This window comes from Enterobacter sp. CRENT-193, from assembly GCF_002787395.1.
GTDB classification, from domain to species: Bacteria; Pseudomonadota; Gammaproteobacteria; order Enterobacterales; family Enterobacteriaceae; genus Enterobacter; species Enterobacter hormaechei_C.
The window spans coordinates 2,356,734-2,373,219 of record NZ_CP024812.1; the positions used below are offsets into that span (position 1 = coordinate 2,356,734).

The 16,486-nt window shown below is 55.7% G+C and carries 15 protein-coding genes and 1 tRNA gene; 5 read left to right on the plus strand and 11 right to left on the minus strand.

Going from position 1 to position 16,486, the window contains the following annotated elements; all coding sequences use genetic code 11:
- Nucleotides 1-54: 54 nt before the first annotated feature.
- Nucleotides 55-564, minus strand: coding sequence for a serine protease inhibitor ecotin (eco, locus tag CU081_RS11600; RefSeq protein WP_032609713.1), 510 nt, complete (start codon nt 562-564; stop codon nt 55-57).
- A gap of 202 nt (nt 565-766) precedes the next feature.
- On the opposite strand from eco, the gene CU081_RS11605 reads away from it, so the two are divergent.
- Complete coding sequence (locus CU081_RS11605) at nt 767-1,027, plus strand: DUF2534 family protein (protein ID WP_006811332.1); 261 nt, start codon at nt 767-769, stop codon at nt 1,025-1,027.
- Between the two features lie 66 nt (nt 1,028-1,093).
- Here the strand turns inward: CU081_RS11605 and CU081_RS11610 are convergent.
- The 3 genes from CU081_RS11610 to CU081_RS11620 all read right to left on the minus strand — a co-directional run bounded on the left by CU081_RS11610 (nt 1,094) and on the right by CU081_RS11620 (nt 3,251).
- A tRNA-Pro gene (locus CU081_RS11610) sits at nt 1,094-1,170 on the minus strand.
- Nucleotides 1,171-1,243: 73 nt separating this feature from the next.
- Nucleotides 1,244-3,004: an LPS biosynthesis-modulating metalloenzyme YejM gene (gene yejM / locus CU081_RS11615; protein ID WP_003859380.1), complete on the minus strand. Its 1,761-nt coding sequence runs from the start codon at nt 3,002-3,004 to the stop codon at nt 1,244-1,246.
- Between the two features lie 19 nt (nt 3,005-3,023).
- On the minus strand, nt 3,024-3,251 hold the full coding sequence (locus CU081_RS11620; protein WP_001135586.1) for a YejL family protein: 228 nt from the start codon (nt 3,249-3,251) through the stop codon (nt 3,024-3,026).
- 134 nt (nt 3,252-3,385) lie between these two features.
- Here CU081_RS11620 and yejK point away from each other — a divergent pair, with 134 nt between their 5' ends.
- Nucleotides 3,386-4,393: a nucleoid-associated protein YejK gene (yejK, locus tag CU081_RS11625; RefSeq protein WP_017383403.1), complete on the plus strand. Its 1,008-nt coding sequence runs from the start codon at nt 3,386-3,388 to the stop codon at nt 4,391-4,393.
- 51 nt (nt 4,394-4,444) lie between these two features.
- Here yejK and rplY read toward each other — a convergent pair whose 3' ends face one another.
- Nucleotides 4,445-4,729, minus strand: coding sequence for a 50S ribosomal protein L25 (gene rplY / locus CU081_RS11630; RefSeq protein ID WP_003859376.1), 285 nt, complete (start codon nt 4,727-4,729; stop codon nt 4,445-4,447).
- Nucleotides 4,730-4,854: 125 nt separating this feature from the next.
- Complete coding sequence (locus tag CU081_RS11635; protein ID WP_022651520.1) at nt 4,855-6,615, minus strand: DEAD/DEAH box helicase; 1,761 nt, start codon at nt 6,613-6,615, stop codon at nt 4,855-4,857.
- Between the two features lie 151 nt (nt 6,616-6,766).
- Here CU081_RS11635 and rsuA point away from each other — a divergent pair, with 151 nt between their 5' ends.
- The 3 genes from rsuA to CU081_RS11655 all read left to right on the plus strand — a co-directional run bounded on the left by rsuA (nt 6,767) and on the right by CU081_RS11655 (nt 9,310).
- Complete coding sequence (rsuA, locus tag CU081_RS11640; RefSeq protein ID WP_003859374.1) at nt 6,767-7,474, plus strand: 16S rRNA pseudouridine(516) synthase RsuA; 708 nt, start codon at nt 6,767-6,769, stop codon at nt 7,472-7,474.
- 15 nt (nt 7,475-7,489) lie between these two features.
- Complete coding sequence (locus tag CU081_RS11645) at nt 7,490-8,689, plus strand: Bcr/CflA family multidrug efflux MFS transporter (protein ID WP_003859373.1); 1,200 nt, start codon at nt 7,490-7,492, stop codon at nt 8,687-8,689.
- Nucleotides 8,690-8,965: 276 nt separating this feature from the next.
- Nucleotides 8,966-9,310 (plus strand): YejG family protein, encoded by a 345-nt coding sequence (locus CU081_RS11655; RefSeq protein ID WP_003859372.1) that lies wholly within the window; start codon nt 8,966-8,968, stop codon nt 9,308-9,310.
- 3 nt (nt 9,311-9,313) lie between these two features.
- On the opposite strand, the gene yejF is transcribed toward CU081_RS11655, so the two are convergent.
- From yejF to CU081_RS11680, 5 genes are all read right to left on the minus strand, one after another.
- Nucleotides 9,314-10,903, minus strand: a complete 1,590-nt coding sequence (gene yejF / locus CU081_RS11660) for a microcin C ABC transporter ATP-binding protein YejF (RefSeq protein WP_003859371.1) — start codon at nt 10,901-10,903, stop codon at nt 9,314-9,316.
- Nucleotide 10,904: 1 nt separating this feature from the next.
- Nucleotides 10,905-11,930, minus strand: a complete 1,026-nt coding sequence (locus tag CU081_RS11665) for an ABC transporter permease (RefSeq protein WP_003859370.1) — start codon at nt 11,928-11,930, stop codon at nt 10,905-10,907.
- Nucleotides 11,930-13,024, minus strand: a complete 1,095-nt coding sequence (locus tag CU081_RS11670) for a microcin C ABC transporter permease YejB (protein WP_003859369.1) — start codon at nt 13,022-13,024, stop codon at nt 11,930-11,932. The genes CU081_RS11665 and CU081_RS11670 overlap by 1 nt, the downstream gene beginning before the upstream one ends.
- 9 nt (nt 13,025-13,033) lie before the next feature.
- Nucleotides 13,034-14,839 carry an extracellular solute-binding protein gene (locus CU081_RS11675; protein WP_003859368.1) on the minus strand — a complete coding sequence of 602 codons (1,806 nt, stop codon included), beginning with the start codon at nt 14,837-14,839 and terminating at the stop codon, nt 13,034-13,036.
- Between the two features lie 75 nt (nt 14,840-14,914).
- A complete protein-coding gene (locus tag CU081_RS11680) occupies nt 14,915-16,468 on the minus strand; it encodes a cyclic di-GMP phosphodiesterase (protein ID WP_039268976.1) in 1,554 nt (517 codons plus the stop codon).
- Nucleotides 16,469-16,486: the final 18 nt, after the last annotated feature.

Genomic DNA, 16,486 nt, shown 5'->3' on the forward strand with positions numbered 1-16,486 from the left:
GCCAGAACGCACCCTTTCCAGGTCGGGTAAGCGTGAGCGCCACCCGACTTATTTTTAACGAACTACCGCTTGTCCTACCGTCTCATCCGCCTTCCATACGCGATATTTCACATCCACGTTTTCCGGCGTATATACGACGATCGGCAGCTTGCTGTTATAGCGCAGCAGACTGTTATCGCCCAGATACGCGGTAATAAATTTCTTCTCTTTCTTGCCGTCCGGGCACGCCATCATGGTGGAGACTGGCGAGGTTACTTTGTCGAAGACATAGTAGTCATAGCCCCAGCCTTCCAGCGTTTTGCTTTCCAGCTGGCCGCCCAGACGATGCTGGTTGCAGTCCACTTCCAGCGTCTGGCCGATTAACAGCTCAACTTTGAAATTTGCTTCATCCTGCTGAGCCGGGAGCTGAATAACCTGGCGCTTCATCCCTTTGTCCGCTTGCGGATACGGAGCAACTTTTTCCAGCGGCTGCTCTTTCTGGGTTTCGCTGGCGAAAGCACTGCTGCTGGCGCACGCAGCGGCGATGAGGGCGATGGCAAATTTAGGTGCGTTTTTCACTGTCATTCCTTTTTGTTAAAACGATCCTGGAAAGACTAACATAATATACGTGAATGGTTGGCGTAATTTACTCACATTTTCATTTTAAACGGAGTAATGCACTGCTTTTGTGTTCTTTTATTGGTGTTTAATGCTGTGGTGGAGTCGATGCGGCGATCGTGTTATTTTACGCGTTAATTATTGTTATTTATCTGTAAAGGGAGGAGATATGGTACGGGAAAAACTGAAGACACCTGAAGGCCGCAAGTTCCTGCTGGCGTTACTGGTTGTGTTTATGATTGCTGCTGCATGCGTGGGGCGAGCAACCATTGTCGGTGTGATTGAGCAGTACAACATCCCGCTATCTGCCTGGACAACCAGCATGTTTGTCCTGCAATCGGCGATGATCTTTGTTTACAGCCTGGTGTTCACCGTGCTGCTGGCGATTCCGCTGGGGATTTTCTTTCTCGGTGGGCGTGAAAAACACTAAGCATTGCGCATGCGGAGACAGGCAATAAAAAACCAGCCATAAGCGGCTGGTTTTTTTGTGTAGTTTTGGTCGGCACGAGAGGATTTGAACCTCCGACCCCCGACACCCCATGACGGTGCGCTACCAGGCTGCGCTACGTGCCGACGCATAAAAGGAATACTACTCTATTCCTTTTTGAATGCAAGGGGCAAGCAACGCTAACTGATTCATAAATAATCAGTTAGCGATAAAGCGCTTCTCGTCTGTCAGCACCTGCAACAGCAAACTGAGCTGCGGTTTCTGGTCTTTCAGCTTCTCACCTTCGAGGCTATACGTCTGGTAATTGCCGTTGCTGTTCAACACCAGGGACAACGTCGGTGTGGTCACCACCAGCGTGTTTCCGCCAGCAGCCGTGACCCAGTTATGACGCCGCGTGGCGCTAAAGAGGTCTTGGCCCTGCGAGTACTCAATTGCCGGTGTGCTGACGTGCAGCAGCCGCTGCATTAACGTGGTCATGACGTCTTTATGGTCGGTCAGCATGTTGATGCGCTGCGCGGGAGTGCCCGGCCAGTGGATCACCAGGGGAACATGCAGGTTCGGACGCGACCACTCCATGCCCTTCGCCTCGTCGCCGAGCGGCACGCCATGCCCCGCCGTGATAATCACGACCGTATTATCCAGCTTGCCCGCGTCGCGCAGGGCGGTCAGCACGCGGCCGATCTGCGCATCAACATCGCCCGCCGCACGGCTATAGCGGCGCGCGAAGCCTTTCTGATTGCTGTCATCAAGCGTTGTGCCGTTAAACGCAACCCAGGAGAACCAGCGGTTATCTTCCTGCGCATAGCGCTTCAGCCAGTCTATCCACTGGTCAGCGGTCCGATCGTCAGACTGGCTCTGCGCGGCGGGCAGTGAGAAATCAGACAGCAGCGCCTGGCGGTACAGCGAGCTGTTGAAACCATCAGAGGCGAACAGCCCCAGCTGGTAGCCCTGCTGATTAAGCCCGGTAATCAATGCCGCCGGAATACGGGCCGACAGCACGCCGTCCATATAGCTCGGTGAAATGCCATAGAACAGGCCGAAAATACCCGCGTCGGTCGAATTACCGGAGCTCATATGCTGAGTGAATACGATATTGTTCTCAGCGAATTCAGCCAGCGCTGGCATCTGCTTCTCATAGCGGGAATAGTTCAGGCCATCGACGGTAATCAGCAGCACGTTCTGACCGCGCCCCATGTCGCGATATTTCAGATCGCTCAGGGGATACTGCACGCTGACCGCTTCCGGATTACCCTGTTCGACCAGACGACGCTGATACTCCTGCGCGTCCAGCAGGCCGTGTTTTTCGAGGAAACGACGCGCCGTCATCGGATAGGAGAGCGGCAGGTTTGCGCGTTGCATGGTAATCGGGCGGTAGAAGTTCGCATCTGCCCAGATATACATCAGGTGCGAACCGATAAATGAGGCGAAAAAGAGCGCCGCGACGGGCTTCGCATAATGGCGGCGTCGGGTCAGACTGCGGAGTTTTTGCCAGCTCCACGTGGCGAACAGCATTTCGATCAGCAGGATAATCGGCACGCTGATAAACATCAGCTGCCAGTCGCGCGCGGTCTCGTTCTGATCCGGGTTAATCACCAGCTCCCAGACGACAGGATTCAGGTGCAGGTGGAATCGGGTAAAGACTTCGCTGTCGATCAGCAACAGCGTCATGCCCGCCGTTGCAAGAATGGCAGACAGGAAGCGCATCAGCCGCTGCGACATGACGATAAACGTCAGTGGGAACAGGATCAGCAGATAGGTGGCGAAGACCAGAAAGCTAAAGTGACCCACAAGGCTCATCCACGAGTAGACGCGCCCGGTTAATGTGGTTGGCCAGTCCGCCACAAACAGATAACGGCAGCCGAGCACCATCGCCAACAGAATGTTGAACAGGGCAAACCAGTGCCCCCAGCTGACCATCTGGGAGACTTTTTCACGGTAGCGCTGACGATTCGTCACCATAAACTGTTGTTCGTTTCCCTTAGTGTGCCTGGTCGTCGCTAACGGAGGACTGCAAAGCCTGGGCGAAAGATTTGGCGATCGCCTGACGCTGAGCCGGAGCAACGCTGGTATTGATCAGGTTGGTAACCATATTTCCCAAAACCATCAGGGAGAGATCGGTTGGCGTTTTATGTTTTTCCAGTACGTTGACCAGCTCACTGAGCAGTTGTTCAACGTGTTCGTCACTGTAGCGGGAATGTTGTGGCATAAATCAAAATCAGTTTGTTGAGAGAAGGGCGACATATTACCGTAGCAACAGCTTTTTTTCCCCTTTTTTATCTTCTGTTGCACACATGCGTTGGTGGTGGTTGAATACCGCCCGGTCTAAAAGGAGAGTTTATCATGAGTCTGGAAATCAACCAGATTGCCTTGCACCAGCTTATCAAGCGTGATGAGCAAACCCTTGAAGTGGTGCTGCGCGATTCGTTACTGGAACCAACGCCTACCGTTGTCGAGATGATGGCGGAGTTGCATCGCGTCTACAGCGCGAAAAATAAAGCCTATGGCTTGTTCAGCGAAGAGAGCGAACTGGCGGATAGCCTGCGCCTGCAACGTCAGGGCGAAGAGGATTTCCTGGCATTCAGCCGCGCTGCTACTGGCCGTCTGCGTGACGAACTGGCGAAATATCCCTTCGCCGATGGCGGTATCGTCCTGTTCTGCCACTACCGCTATCTGGCGGTAGAGTATCTCCTGGTCACCGTGCTGAATAACTTAAGCAGCATGCGCGTGAACGAGCAGCTGGATATCAGCTCAACGCACTACCTGGATATCAACCATGCGGATATTGTGGCGCGTATCGATTTAACCGAATGGGAAACCAACCCGGAATCGACGCGCTACCTGACCTTCCTTAAAGGTCGCGTGGGCCGCAAAGTGGCCGATTTCTTTATGGACTTCCTCGGTGCCAGCGAAGGGCTGAATGCCAAAGCGCAGAACAAAGGTCTCCTCCAGGCGGTGGATGACTTTACGGCTGAGGCGCAGCTTGATAAATCTGAGCGTCAAAACGTGCGTCAGCAGGTTTACAGCTACTGCAACGAGCAGTTACAGGCCGGGGAAGAGATTGAGCTGGAGTCGCTGTCCAAAGAGCTGGCAGGCGTCAGCGAAGTCAGCTTCCAGGAATTTACCGCGGAAAAAGGCTATGAGCTGGAAGAGAGCTTCCCGGCGGATCGCAGTACGCTGCGTCAGCTGACGAAATTTGCCGGTAGCGGCGGTGGGTTAACCATTAACTTTGATGCCATGCTGCTCGGGGAACGTATCTTCTGGGACCCGGCCACCGACACGCTGACCATTAAAGGCACGCCGCCGAATCTGCGCGACCAGCTTCAGCGTCGCACCTCAGGCGGTAAGTAACAGCCATAAAAAAACCCCGCAAACGCGGGGTTTTTCTCGACAGGTTTGCGATTACGCGCGAACGAAGTCGATGTGAGTCAGTTTTGGCTTGAACGCGTGACGCTGAACAGCCTGAACTTTCACTTTTTCTTCTTTACCGCCAACAACTATGGTCAGAACTTCGCTGTAGAACTCAGCTTTGGTCTGCATGTTCCATACTTTGTCGTGATCCAGTTCAATAGCAACTGGAGCAGCTTCGCCACCGTAAACGATAGCCGGGAACTTGTTTGCGGTACGCAGGCGGCGGCTCGCACCCTTACCCTGCACGTTACGTACTTCTGCTTCGATAGTGAACATTGATTTCTCTCTGTATTTAAAACCCTACTACAGGCGACCCAGCAGCAGGTGAGTGTTCTGCCTCACGGATGTGAAGCGGGCGGCATTTTATACTCAAATGGCTCGCGCATCAACGAAAAGTCCCGTTAACCGCGCAATTCGTTTGCCCGGCGAAAGCGTCCTTCATAGTCAAAGACCTTCTCACGTACCTGCCAGAACTGCCCTTTTTTGCGGGCGACAACAAAATCAGGATGCCGCAGCAACGCCTGCTGGCGCACGATATCGGCAACGGTTAGCCAGCGCAGCGGTACGCCAGGCGTGCGGGTATGCGGGCGGATAAAGAGCTGCTCGAACGCGGTGCGCTGGGCGGACGTCTGGACCCGGAACCGCTCGCTGACGTCTGCGCCATCCTCGTCGTAATAGGTGATTTTTAGCCACTCGCCTTTTTCATCCGCGCCGGGTTGTAAGGCCATGCCGGAACAGCGCAGCACCAGCGCATCCTTTAGTTTCAGCGCTGCTTTCAGCATGTCGTCCGGGTCGACCAGGACCGTGTCGCACTCCCGACAGCGGCGGGCGGCAATGTCGTTTTCAGCGTTGCACTGCGGGCAGTTTTTGAAGCGGAAGCGGAAATCACACTGTTCGCGATGGCCTTCATCGTCTTCAAACCAGCCCTGACAGCGGCGGCCAAAATGTTCAATCAGCGTGCCGTCGGCGGTGGTTTTCCCCCAGAAGGTGTTGGCAAACCCGCAGGCAGGGCAAAAAACCTGAACGGGAACGTTGTCGCTCTTGCCTTTTGGCGTGCCTACTTCTGGCGAATAGAGATCGTGCGGGTTACCGGCGTAATCAAGGATCAGACAGTCGGTTTTGCCCGGCGCCAGACGCAGCCCGCGGCCAACAATCTGCTGATACAGGCTGACGGATTCCGTCGGGCGAAGAATCGCAATCAGGTCGACGTGCGGGGCGTCAAAGCCGGTGGTTAGTACGGAGACATTCACCAGATAGCGGAACCGCTGAGCTTTGAAGTCCTCGATCAGGCTGTCGCGCTCCGGGCCGGGGGTTTCACCGGTAATTAACGCCGCGTCGTCGGCGGGCAGCAGCCCCGTAATTTCGCGCGCGTGTTCGACAGTGGCAGCAAAAATCATCACCCCTTTGCGCGTTTGTGCGAACTCTTCAATCTGGCTGATGATATGCGGCGTGATCCGCTTCTGTTTTTTCAGCTCATGGTTAAGATCTGCCTCGCTGAACAGCCCGTTGCTCTGCGCCTGTAAGCGGCTGAAATCGTACTGCACGACGGGCATATCCAGCCGCTCCGGCGGCGTCAGGTAGCCGTGCTTGATCATGTAGCGCAGCGGAAGCTCATAGATACAGTCGCGGAACAGGGCCTTTTCATCGCCACGCACCATGCCGTGATAATGAAACTGATAAATCCAGCCCTTGCCCAGACGAAACGGCGTGGCGGTGAGGCCAAGCAGACGGAGGTGAGGATTCACCTTTTTCAGATGAGTGAGGATTTGCTGATACTGGCTGTCGTCGTCATCGCTGATGCGATGACACTCATCGACAATCAGCAGGGAAAACTCGCTGCGAAACAGTTCCAGGTTGCGCGCAACGGATTGTACGCTGCCAAACACCACTTTTCCGTGGCTCTCTTTGCGCTTCAGTCCGGCGGCAAAAATGTCGGCCTCCAGGCCGAGCGCGCAATATTTGGCGTGGTTTTGCGCCACCAGCTCTTTGACGTGCGCCAGCACCAGCACGCGTCCGCGGGCCAGGCGCGCCAGTTCGGCAATCACCAGGCTTTTGCCGGCTCCGGTCGGGAGTACGATGGCGGCGGGCTCCCGATGCTTGCGAAACCAGGCGAGGGTGGCATCAACGGCTTCCTGCTGATAGGGGCGTAATGTGAACGTCATGGCTTCTCTATTCAGTTAACTCGCATATAGTATGCCACGAAACTTTTTCCCTTGAGTGGCGCAACCAGACCATTATACTGAACTGTTTCTGACTGCTTCTTTTTCGGACGCGTAGTCCGACTTCCAGCACCATTAAGGCTAAAAAGATTTCATGCGACTTGATAAGTTTATCGCTCAGCAACTCGGCGTAAGCCGCGCTATTGCCGGGCGTGAAATTCGCGCCAGCCGCGTAACCGTGGACGGCGACATTGTGAAAGACAGCGCTTTTAAACTCCAGCCTGAGCACCAGGTGGAGTATGACGGCAACCCGCTGACCCAGCAGAATGGCCCGCGCTACTTCATGCTCAACAAACCGGAAGGTTACGTCTGTTCAACGGACGATCCGGATCACCCGACGGTGCTCTACTTCCTCGACGAACCTGTGGCGCACAAGCTGCATGCGGCAGGGCGACTGGATATTGATACCACCGGCCTGGTGCTGATGACCGATGACGGCCAGTGGTCGCATCGCATCACCTCCCCGCGCCATCACTGTGAGAAAACCTATCGGGTGACGCTTGAGTCTCCGGTCTCGGATGACACGGCAGAGCAGTTCGCAAAAGGCGTTCAGCTGCATAATGAAAAAGATCTGACCAAACCGGCGGTGCTGGAAATCATCACTCCAACCGACGTGCGCCTGACCATCAGTGAAGGCCGCTATCACCAGGTGAAACGGATGTTTGCCGCCGTGGGCAACCACGTTGTGGGGCTGCATCGTGAACGTATCGGCGCGATTGAACTCGATCCAGACCTGGCGCCAGGGGAATATCGCCCGCTGACGGAAGAAGAGATTGCCAGCGTCGGGCTGCCTTCACGCTAAATTCAGGAGAACTCAGTGACCACCAGGCCACACTCGTCGTTTAAAATTGTATTTATCCTTGGCCTGCTGGCCATGCTGATGCCGCTGTCTATCGATATGTATCTGCCCGCGCTGCCGGTGATTTCCGCGCAGTTTGGCGTACCGGCAGGCAGCGCGCAGATGACGCTCAGCACCTACATTCTTGGTTTTGCCCTCGGTCAGCTCTTTTATGGCCCAATGGCCGACAGCCTGGGGCGTAAACCCGTTATTCTGGGGGGGACATTGATATTTGCCGCGGCGGCGGTGGCCTGCGCGCTGGCGCAGAGTATCGATCAGCTGATTGTGATGCGTTTCTTCCATGGCCTGGCGGCGGCTGCGGCAAGCGTGGTAATTAACGCGCTGATGCGCGACGTCTACCCGAAGGAAGAGTTCTCACGCATGATGTCGTTCGTCATGCTGGTCACGACAATTGCGCCGCTGGTCGCCCCCATGGTGGGCGGGGCGGTGCTGGTTTGGTTCAGCTGGCATGCGATTTTCTGGATCCTGGCGATTGCCGCGCTGCTGGCCTCGGTGATGATCTTCGTCTTTATCGATGAAACGCTGCCGGTCGAGCGACGTCAGAAGTTCCACGTTCGCACCACGCTTGGCAACTTTGCCTCGCTGTTTCGCCATAAGCGTGTGCTCAGTTATATGCTTGCCAGCGGCTTCAGCTTTGCCGGAATGTTCTCGTTCCTGAGTGCGGGGCCGTTTGTGTACATCGAACTGAACCATGTGTCACCCCAGCATTTTGGTTACTACTTCGCGCTGAATATTGTGTTCCTGTTTGTGATGACCATTATCAACAGCCGCTTTGTCCGGCGGGTTGGGGCGCTGAATATGTTCCGCGCCGGGCTGTGGATCCAGTTCGTGATGGCTATCTGGCTGGTATTGAGCGCGTTGCTGGGCGTCGGTTTCTGGGCGCTGGTGGTGGGCGTGGCGGCGTTTGTCGGCTGCGTGTCGATGGTTTCATCCAACGCGATGGCGGTGATCCTCGACGAATTCCCGCATATGGCGGGTACCGCCTCGTCGCTGGCAGGAACGTTCCGTTTCGGGATTGGCGCGATAGTCGGGGCGCTGCTCTCGACGGCGACGTTTAATACCGCCTGGCCGATGCTGTGGGCGATTGCCCTCTGCGCGACCTGCTCCATTCTTTTTTATCTTTACGCCAGCCGGCCGCGAAAGACGGCGCATAAATGACCACTTAAGGCCCGATACGGGCCTTTTTGTTGACCCATATCAACCAACCCTACGTTCGTTTACCCTGTGTTTGTTTCTTTTATGTAAAATCTATTTATGTAAAAAGTCACATCATTGTATTTAAAAAGGTTGAGTTAGATCGCAGAAACGGGTACATATAGCGCCGACGCGAGCCTGCAACGCCTATAAAATCCGCTAAACAGTGCAGGTTGTCGATGATGTGTTACTATAAATGTAAATAAATTGTGAAGTAAATTTGCTTCCGGGGATCTGAACGTGAATACATTACAACTCTCCATTGTCCATCGCTTGCCCCAGAGCTATCGCTGGTCGACGGGTTTTGCAGGTTCGAAAGTTGAACCGATTCCGCAAAGCGTTGCCGGGGAGGATAATTGCCTGGTGGCGCTCAAACTGCTCAGCCCGAGCGATGAAAATGCGTGGCCGGTTATGGAACGTCTCAGCCAGGCGCTGACGGACATCGAAGTGGACAGCTCCGTGCTGGAATGCGAAGGTGAGCCGTGCCTGTTTGTTAACAGCCAGGATGAGTTTGCCGCCACCTGTCGTCTGAAAAACTTCGGCGTGGCCATTGCCGAGCCGTTCTCCGGTCAATACCCTTTCTGAGTGCTAGTCAGCGGACAATAGCTGGCGCGTGTAATCCTGCGTCGGCGCGGTGAATACGCGCTGGCACTCTCCCTGCTCCACGACTTCTCCCTGCCGCAATACCACCACCTGATGGCAAAGCGCACGCACCACCTGTAAATCGTGGCTGATAAAGATATAGGCCAGCCGATGCTTTTCCTGTAGCCCCTTCAGCAGCGCCAGAATTTGCGCCTGCACGGTGCGGTCCAGGGAAGAGGTTGGCTCGTCCAGCACGATCAGCTCCGGTTTCAGGATCAGCGCGCGGGCAATCGCTATACGCTGGCGCTGTCCGCCAGAAAACTCAGCCGGATACCGGTGCCGGGTCTCGGGATCTAAACCCACTTCCTCCATCACCCGCTTCACGTCGATTTCACGCTGTTGCGCCGTCATTGTCGGCTGGTGGACGCGCAGGCCCTCTTCAATAATCTGTAATACGCTCAGGCGCGGGTTAAGCGAAGAGTTTGGATCCTGAAATACCACCTGCATCCGCGGGCGGACAGGAAGCATCATCCGGCGATTCAGGTTTTGCAGCGGCATGCCGTCAAAGACAATGCTTCCCTGAGAGGCGATCAGGCGCAGCAGCGCCAGGCCGGTGGTGCTTTTGCCCGAGCCGGATTCGCCCACAAGCCCAAGCGACTCACCCGGACGCAGAGCGAAACTCATGTCTTTCAGGACATGATTGTGATCGACCACGCGACGGAGAATGCCTTTGCGGATCGGGAATGACACCGACAGCCCCTCAACGCTCAGCAACGGCGCGCAGTCAGCGTTAAGCGGAACCGGGTCGCCAGCGGGTTCGCTATCGAGCAGGCGCTGTGTATACGGGTGCTGAGGCGCGCTCAGCAGGGCGGATGCCCGGTTCTGTTCCACGCAGCGGCCGTTTTGCATCACGGCCACCGTGTCAGCAAGCTTTTTCACGATGCTCAGGTTGTGCGTAATGAACAACAGGCTCATGTTCAGCTCGTCGCGAAGCTCGCGCAGCAGTTGCAGAATTTGCGCCTGCACCGTGACGTCCAGCGCGGTGGTGGGTTCATCGGCAATCAGCAGTTCGGGGCGTGTGAGCAGGGCCATTGCGATCATCACGCGCTGGCGCTCGCCGCCGGAAAGCTGGTGCGGGAAATCGTTCAGCCGTTTCGCCGCATGACGAATACCGGTGCGTTCAAGGCAGTCCAGAATTTCACCCCGCGCTGCCTCTTTACGCATTCCCCGATGAAGGGACAGCACTTCATAGAGCTGTTTTTCCAGCGTATGCAGAGGGTTGAGCGACACCATCGGCTCCTGAAAAATCATGGCGATGTTATTGCCACGAATGCCGCGCAGGGTTTGCTCGTCAGCGTTCAGCAGCGATTGTCCATGGAACAGAATATCCCCCTGCGGATAGCTGACCGGCGGGGAGGGGAGCAGGCGCAGCACCGAAAGTGCCGAGACGCTTTTACCGGAACCGGATTCCCCGACCAGCGCCAGCGTCTCTCCGCGCTGGATCTGCAACGATAAATCCGTCACTACCGTGCGTGATTCGCCCTGCTTTGAAAACGCAATCGACAGGTTTTCTATGCTCAGAAGAGGCCGGGTCATGTCATACCGCCTTGTTGGGATCGAAGGCATCGCGCACGGCTTCGCCAATAAAAATCAGCAGGGAAAGCAGCACCGCCACGGAGAGGAATGCGGTGATGCCCAGCCAGGGGGCCTGGAGATTGTTTTTGCCCTGCAACAGCAGTTCGCCAAGGGACGGTGAGCCCAGTGGCAAACCGAAACCAAGAAAATCAAGCGACGTCAGGGTGGTAATGGAGCTGCACAAAATAAACGGCAGGAAGGTGAGGGTCGCCACCACCGCATTGGGAAGCATGTGGCGGAAGATAATTGCGCGATCGCTCACGCCTAACGCTTGCGCGGCGCGAATATAGTCGTAATTCCGCGTGCGCAGAAACTCCGCGCGCACCACGCCGACCAGCGCCATCCAGCCGAACAGGACGGTGATCCCGAGCAGCCACCAGAAGCCAGGCTGTACCACACTGGACAGCAGGATAATCAGAAACAGCGTTGGCATACCGGACCAGACTTCAATCACGCGCTGTCCCCATAAATCTATTTTACCCCCGTAATAGCCTTGCACGGCGCCCGCCACAACGCCCATTACGCTGCTAAAGAGCGTCAGCATCAGCCCAAACAGGAGCGAGATGCGGGTGCCATAGAGGATACGCGCCAGCACATCGCCGCCGTTGGCGTCCGTTCCCAGCCAGTTTTGCGCGGAAGGCGGCGAAGGGAAGGGGGTAGACGTGGCGAAGTTAATACTGTTCGCGCCAAAACGAATCGGTGCCCAGATAGCCCAGCCGTGCTGCGCTATCTGCTCACGTAACCAGGGATCCTGGTACTCGGCTGGCGTCACAAATGGGCCGCCAAAATCGCTTTCGCTATAGGTAGTAAGCACCGGTACATACCAGCGGTCTTTGAAATGCACCAGCAGGGGTTTATCGTTGGCAATCAGTTCCGAACACATACTTAAAGCGAACAGGACGGCGAAGATCCACAGCGACCAGTAGCCGCGACGGTTGTGGCGAAAGCGCGCCCAGCGGGCCTGATTGACGGGGCTTAAACGCGACATCAGCGGCCCTCAAAATCGATACGGGGATCGACCAGCGTATAGCTGATATCGCTGATGATGTTCAGCAGCAGGCCGATCAGGGTGAAAATGTAGAGTGTGCCAAACATCACCGGATAATCACGGGAGACGGTGGCCTCATAGCCCAGCAGCCCTAATCCGTTGAGCGAGAACATCACTTCTATCAGCAACGAGCCGGTAAAAAACATACTGATGAACGTGGCGGGGAAACCTGCAATCACCAGCAGCATGGCGTTACGAAAAACGTGCTTCCACATGATCTGCTTTTCACCGACGCCTTTGGCGCGCGCGGTGACGACGTACTGTTTGCGGATCTCATCAAGAAAGGCGTTTTTGGTCAGCATCGTAAGCGCCGCAAAACCGCCGATGACCGTCGCCAGCACCGGCAGCGTGATGTGCCAGAAGTAATCGGTGATTTTCTGATACCACGGCAGCGTGCTGAAATCCGCGGAGACCAGCCCGCGCAGCGGGAAGAGGTCGAAATAACTGCCGCCTGCGAAAAACACAATCAACAGCACGGCAAACAGAAACGCCGGAATAGCGTAGCCGATGATAATAAACGTACTGCTCCAGATATCGAAACGGCTACCGTTGTAGACCGCTTTCCTTATCCCCAGCGGAATGGAGACCAGATAAATAATCAGCGTCCCCCACAGTCCGAGCGTGATGGAAACCGGCAGGCTTTGTTTGATCAGGGTTAACACCGAGGCGCTGCGAAACAGGCTGTCGCCAAAATCGAAACGGACATAATCCCATAGCATCCTGAAATAGCGCTCGTGCAGCGGCTTGTCAAAACCATAGCGATGGGTGATCTCGGCGATCACCTCCGGATCCAGTCCCCGACCGCCCCGGTAGTGGCTTTCGCTGATGTTGCCCACGCCCGTCCGGGCATGGCTGGCCCCCATTCCTTCGCCGCCGCCGCCCGGCATGCCGCCAGCGTGACCAAATTCTATTGCCGCAATCGCCTGGTCCACCGGACCGCCGGGGGCGATCTGGACGATAAAAAAGTTAATGGTAATGATGGCCCACAGCGTCGGGATCACTAACAGCAGCCGGCGGATAAGATAAGCGCCCATCGTCACTCCTTAACGCCGCTCTGCGGGCAATTTTGCGGCTTTATTCACGTCATACCACCAGGTGTCAAAGCCGAGGGTGTAAACCGGGCGAACGGCAGGCAGGGAGAATTTATCCCAGCGGGCCACGCGATCTTCGCCCATATACCACATCGGCAGCATGTAATAGTTCCAGGTTAATACCCGATCGAGCGCGCGGCCAAGCGGCAGAAGCTTGTTCTTATCGCCCTGAGCGGCCACAATTTTTGCAATCAGCGCATCAATCACCGGGCTCTTTACGCCCGGGGCGTTGTAGGAGGAGTCGATATACCCCGATGCCCAGGAGATTTGCAGATCTGAACTCGGCCACGGCTGGGCGGCCCACAGGGTCTGCATCATATCGTAATCGCGACTGCGCTTGCGGTTAGTCAACTGGGCCATATCGACCTGGCGGATATTCATAGTGACGCCAAGCCGGGCAAGGTTCTTCTTAAACGGCAGCACCCACTGATCGTTTGCGCCAGAGGCAATCAGCAGTTCGAAGCTGAGCGGTTTACCGGTTTGCGCATTAACCCGTTGCCGATTTTTCAGCACCCAGCCAGCGTCATCCAGCAGGCTGCTGGCTTTCAGCAGGTTGTCCCGGTCGAACCCGTTTCCGTCGGATTTGGGCGGTTCAAATATGCGGGTGAACACCTCCGGCGGTAGCTCCGCTTTCAATGGCGCCAGCAAAACCAGCTCGGCCGCGTGGGGATAATCACGGGCGGCATATTCAGTATTCTGGAAATAGCTGTTCGCCCGGCTGTAGGCTCCGTAAAACAGCGCTTTGTTCATCCATTCGAAATCAAACGCCAGAGTAATGGCTTCACGCACCCGACGATCGGAAAAAACCGGGCGCTGAATATTAAACGCCAGCCAGCGCGTGTCCTGCGCGGATTCGTTTTTGTGTTCGTCTTTAACGATATAGCCTTTCGCGAAATTTTTTCCGATATAGCGGGTCGCCCAGTTTTTGGCGCTGTTCTCGACACGTAAATCAAATGCGCCTGCCTTAAATGCCTCGAAGGCCACGTTATCATCCAGGTAGTAGTCGTAGCGGATTGTATCGAAGTTCCAGCGGCCCCGGTTTACCGGCAGCGTGGCTGCCCAGTAATCTTTCACACGGGAATAGATCACATACTGGCCCATTCGCCAGTCGGTAATGCGATACGGCCCTCCGGCCAGCGGCGGGGTAGAGAGGGGATCGCTCAGCTTATGGTTTTTCCAGAAGGATTCGGGCATGACGGGCAGGGAGAACAGGCTCAGCATATTCTCTTTGTTCGCCTCAGGGAGTTCGATTCGCACGGTCAGCGGGGCGATGGCTTTCACCGTGGTGCCCTTGTACACCAGACGAAACTGCGGCACGCCTTCGGTCATAAATTTATGAAAGGTGAACGCCACGTCGCGGGCGCTAACCGGCGTACCGTCGTGAAAACGCGCCCGCGGATTAATCGCGATTTCTGCCCAGCTGAAATCTTCGGCGTAACGTACGTTCTCGGCGACCAGGGGATAATAGCTGCCGGGCTCGTCGTCGGAGGTGACGAACAGCGTGTCATAGAGGGATTCGGTACGCGCTGCCGCTACGCCGCGCAGGGCAAAGCGGTTAAAGTTGTCAAATGTTCCCGTGGCGGAAAGCGTCACGTTTCCGCCTTTCGGGGCGGCTGGGTTGACGTAATCGTAGTGGTTAAAGTTAACTGCGTACTTCGGCTCGCCAATGACGGCAAAGGCCGTGCTCTCTTTGATGGTCTGCGCCTGGCTCGACAGGCTCACCAGCGCCAACAGCGTCAACACAACGCGCGTAATCATAGTGCGGCGGATCCCTTTGTTCACAGACAGGCTCGGTTGAACAGAATAATAAGGGACAGCGCCGTGATTGTGAAATTATTCCCCGAGCGTGATATCGGGTTGCCACGTCCTGAACTGCTCCAGCGGCATCGGGCGGCCAATCCAGTAGCCCTGAAGATAGTTTACGCCATGCTCGCGCAGCCACGCCGCCTGCTCGGGCGTTTCAACACCCTCGGCGACGGTTATCATATTCAGACGTTCTGCCAGCGTCAGCACCGCGTCAAGCACTGGCGAGGTGACGGTTTCAGTCCCGATGGCATTCACGAAGCCACGGTCAATTTTCAGGTAATCCATCGTGAAGCGTTCCAGATAGATCAGCGCGCTGTGGCCAGTGCCAAAATCATCGATGGCGATTTCAAAACCTTCATTGTGCAGCCATTCGAACAGCTGATTTGCCTCGCGGTGGTTAATCATGTCGCGCTCGGTTATTTCCAGCACAATCTGGAAGTGATCGGGCGGAAGGGCGGCGAGAAACGCGCGCATATCCTCTTTAAAGCTTTCCGCATGCAGATGCCCGGGCGCGATGTTGATCCCAAACTTGGCCCCAGGCGGGAGCACCGTTTGCAGGACAGGGGCATCGCGGATAATCAGGTCAAAAAGATGCAGCGTCAGCGGGACAATCAGCTTCTGCGCTTCAGCGAAGTTAATAAAGGCATCCGGTGGAATTTCGCCCATCACCGGATGCTTCCAGCGCATCAGGACTTCCAGCCCGGTCATTCTGAGCGACTGCGCATCCACGACGGGTTGATAGACCACGTAAAACTGGTCGTGCTTGATGGCCGTGAGGATCTCTCTCCCCGGATTGAGACGGATAGTAAGAATATAGAAATTCAACAGGCCCGCCGCGATACCGCAGACCAGGCCGAAAAACACCGCGTAGAGCAGTTCATCGGTTGTCCAGGCTTGCGCATAAACGTTAACGGTCAATGGAATATTTTTCAGCGTGGCGCTACGGGCAGGGACGTCAGGCAAATCCCGCGCCTGGATCAGCATTCCGGACTGTGTAGATAACGCGGAATCGCCAATGACGATCGATATCCCGGCAAATTCATCCTGACGTGACGTATAGAGAAGATAAGGCGACAGGTTGAGGTTGACGGACGTAAACACGCCGCCGTCTTTCACCAGCGGATTGCGATACCAGATGGCGATCGCGGGCTTATCCGGCAGCATTGGCGTGCCCGGCAGGAGCGCGATATCAACAGGTTTGCTGATATGTAGCTGAGGGATAAGCTTTTCCATCGGGGTATTCATCGGGCCTGTTGCCGAGGAGCAGAAGGCCTGTTTATCCCTGACCAGCAAAAAGGCGCGCACGTTGATGCTAAAGGCCGCCCGGGAGGTCAGGGCGGCACTCACTTCCTCGCAGCTGTTCAGCGTGAGTGGCTGGAGCGTATCAATCGACATTTTGAGCTCATCGAAATAGCTCTCCATGTAAACGCTTAAATCGGTAATGAGAGTATCGAATCTGACGTCTCGCTTGTGATAACTCCAGTAAAACTGTAATGCTCCCAGAAGCAGGGCAGTGAATAACCCTGTAAGGAAACTGATAAACAGTATCTTGCGGTTGCTGGAGAAGTAGCGGGTTAACATAGATGTCGTGATTCCTGA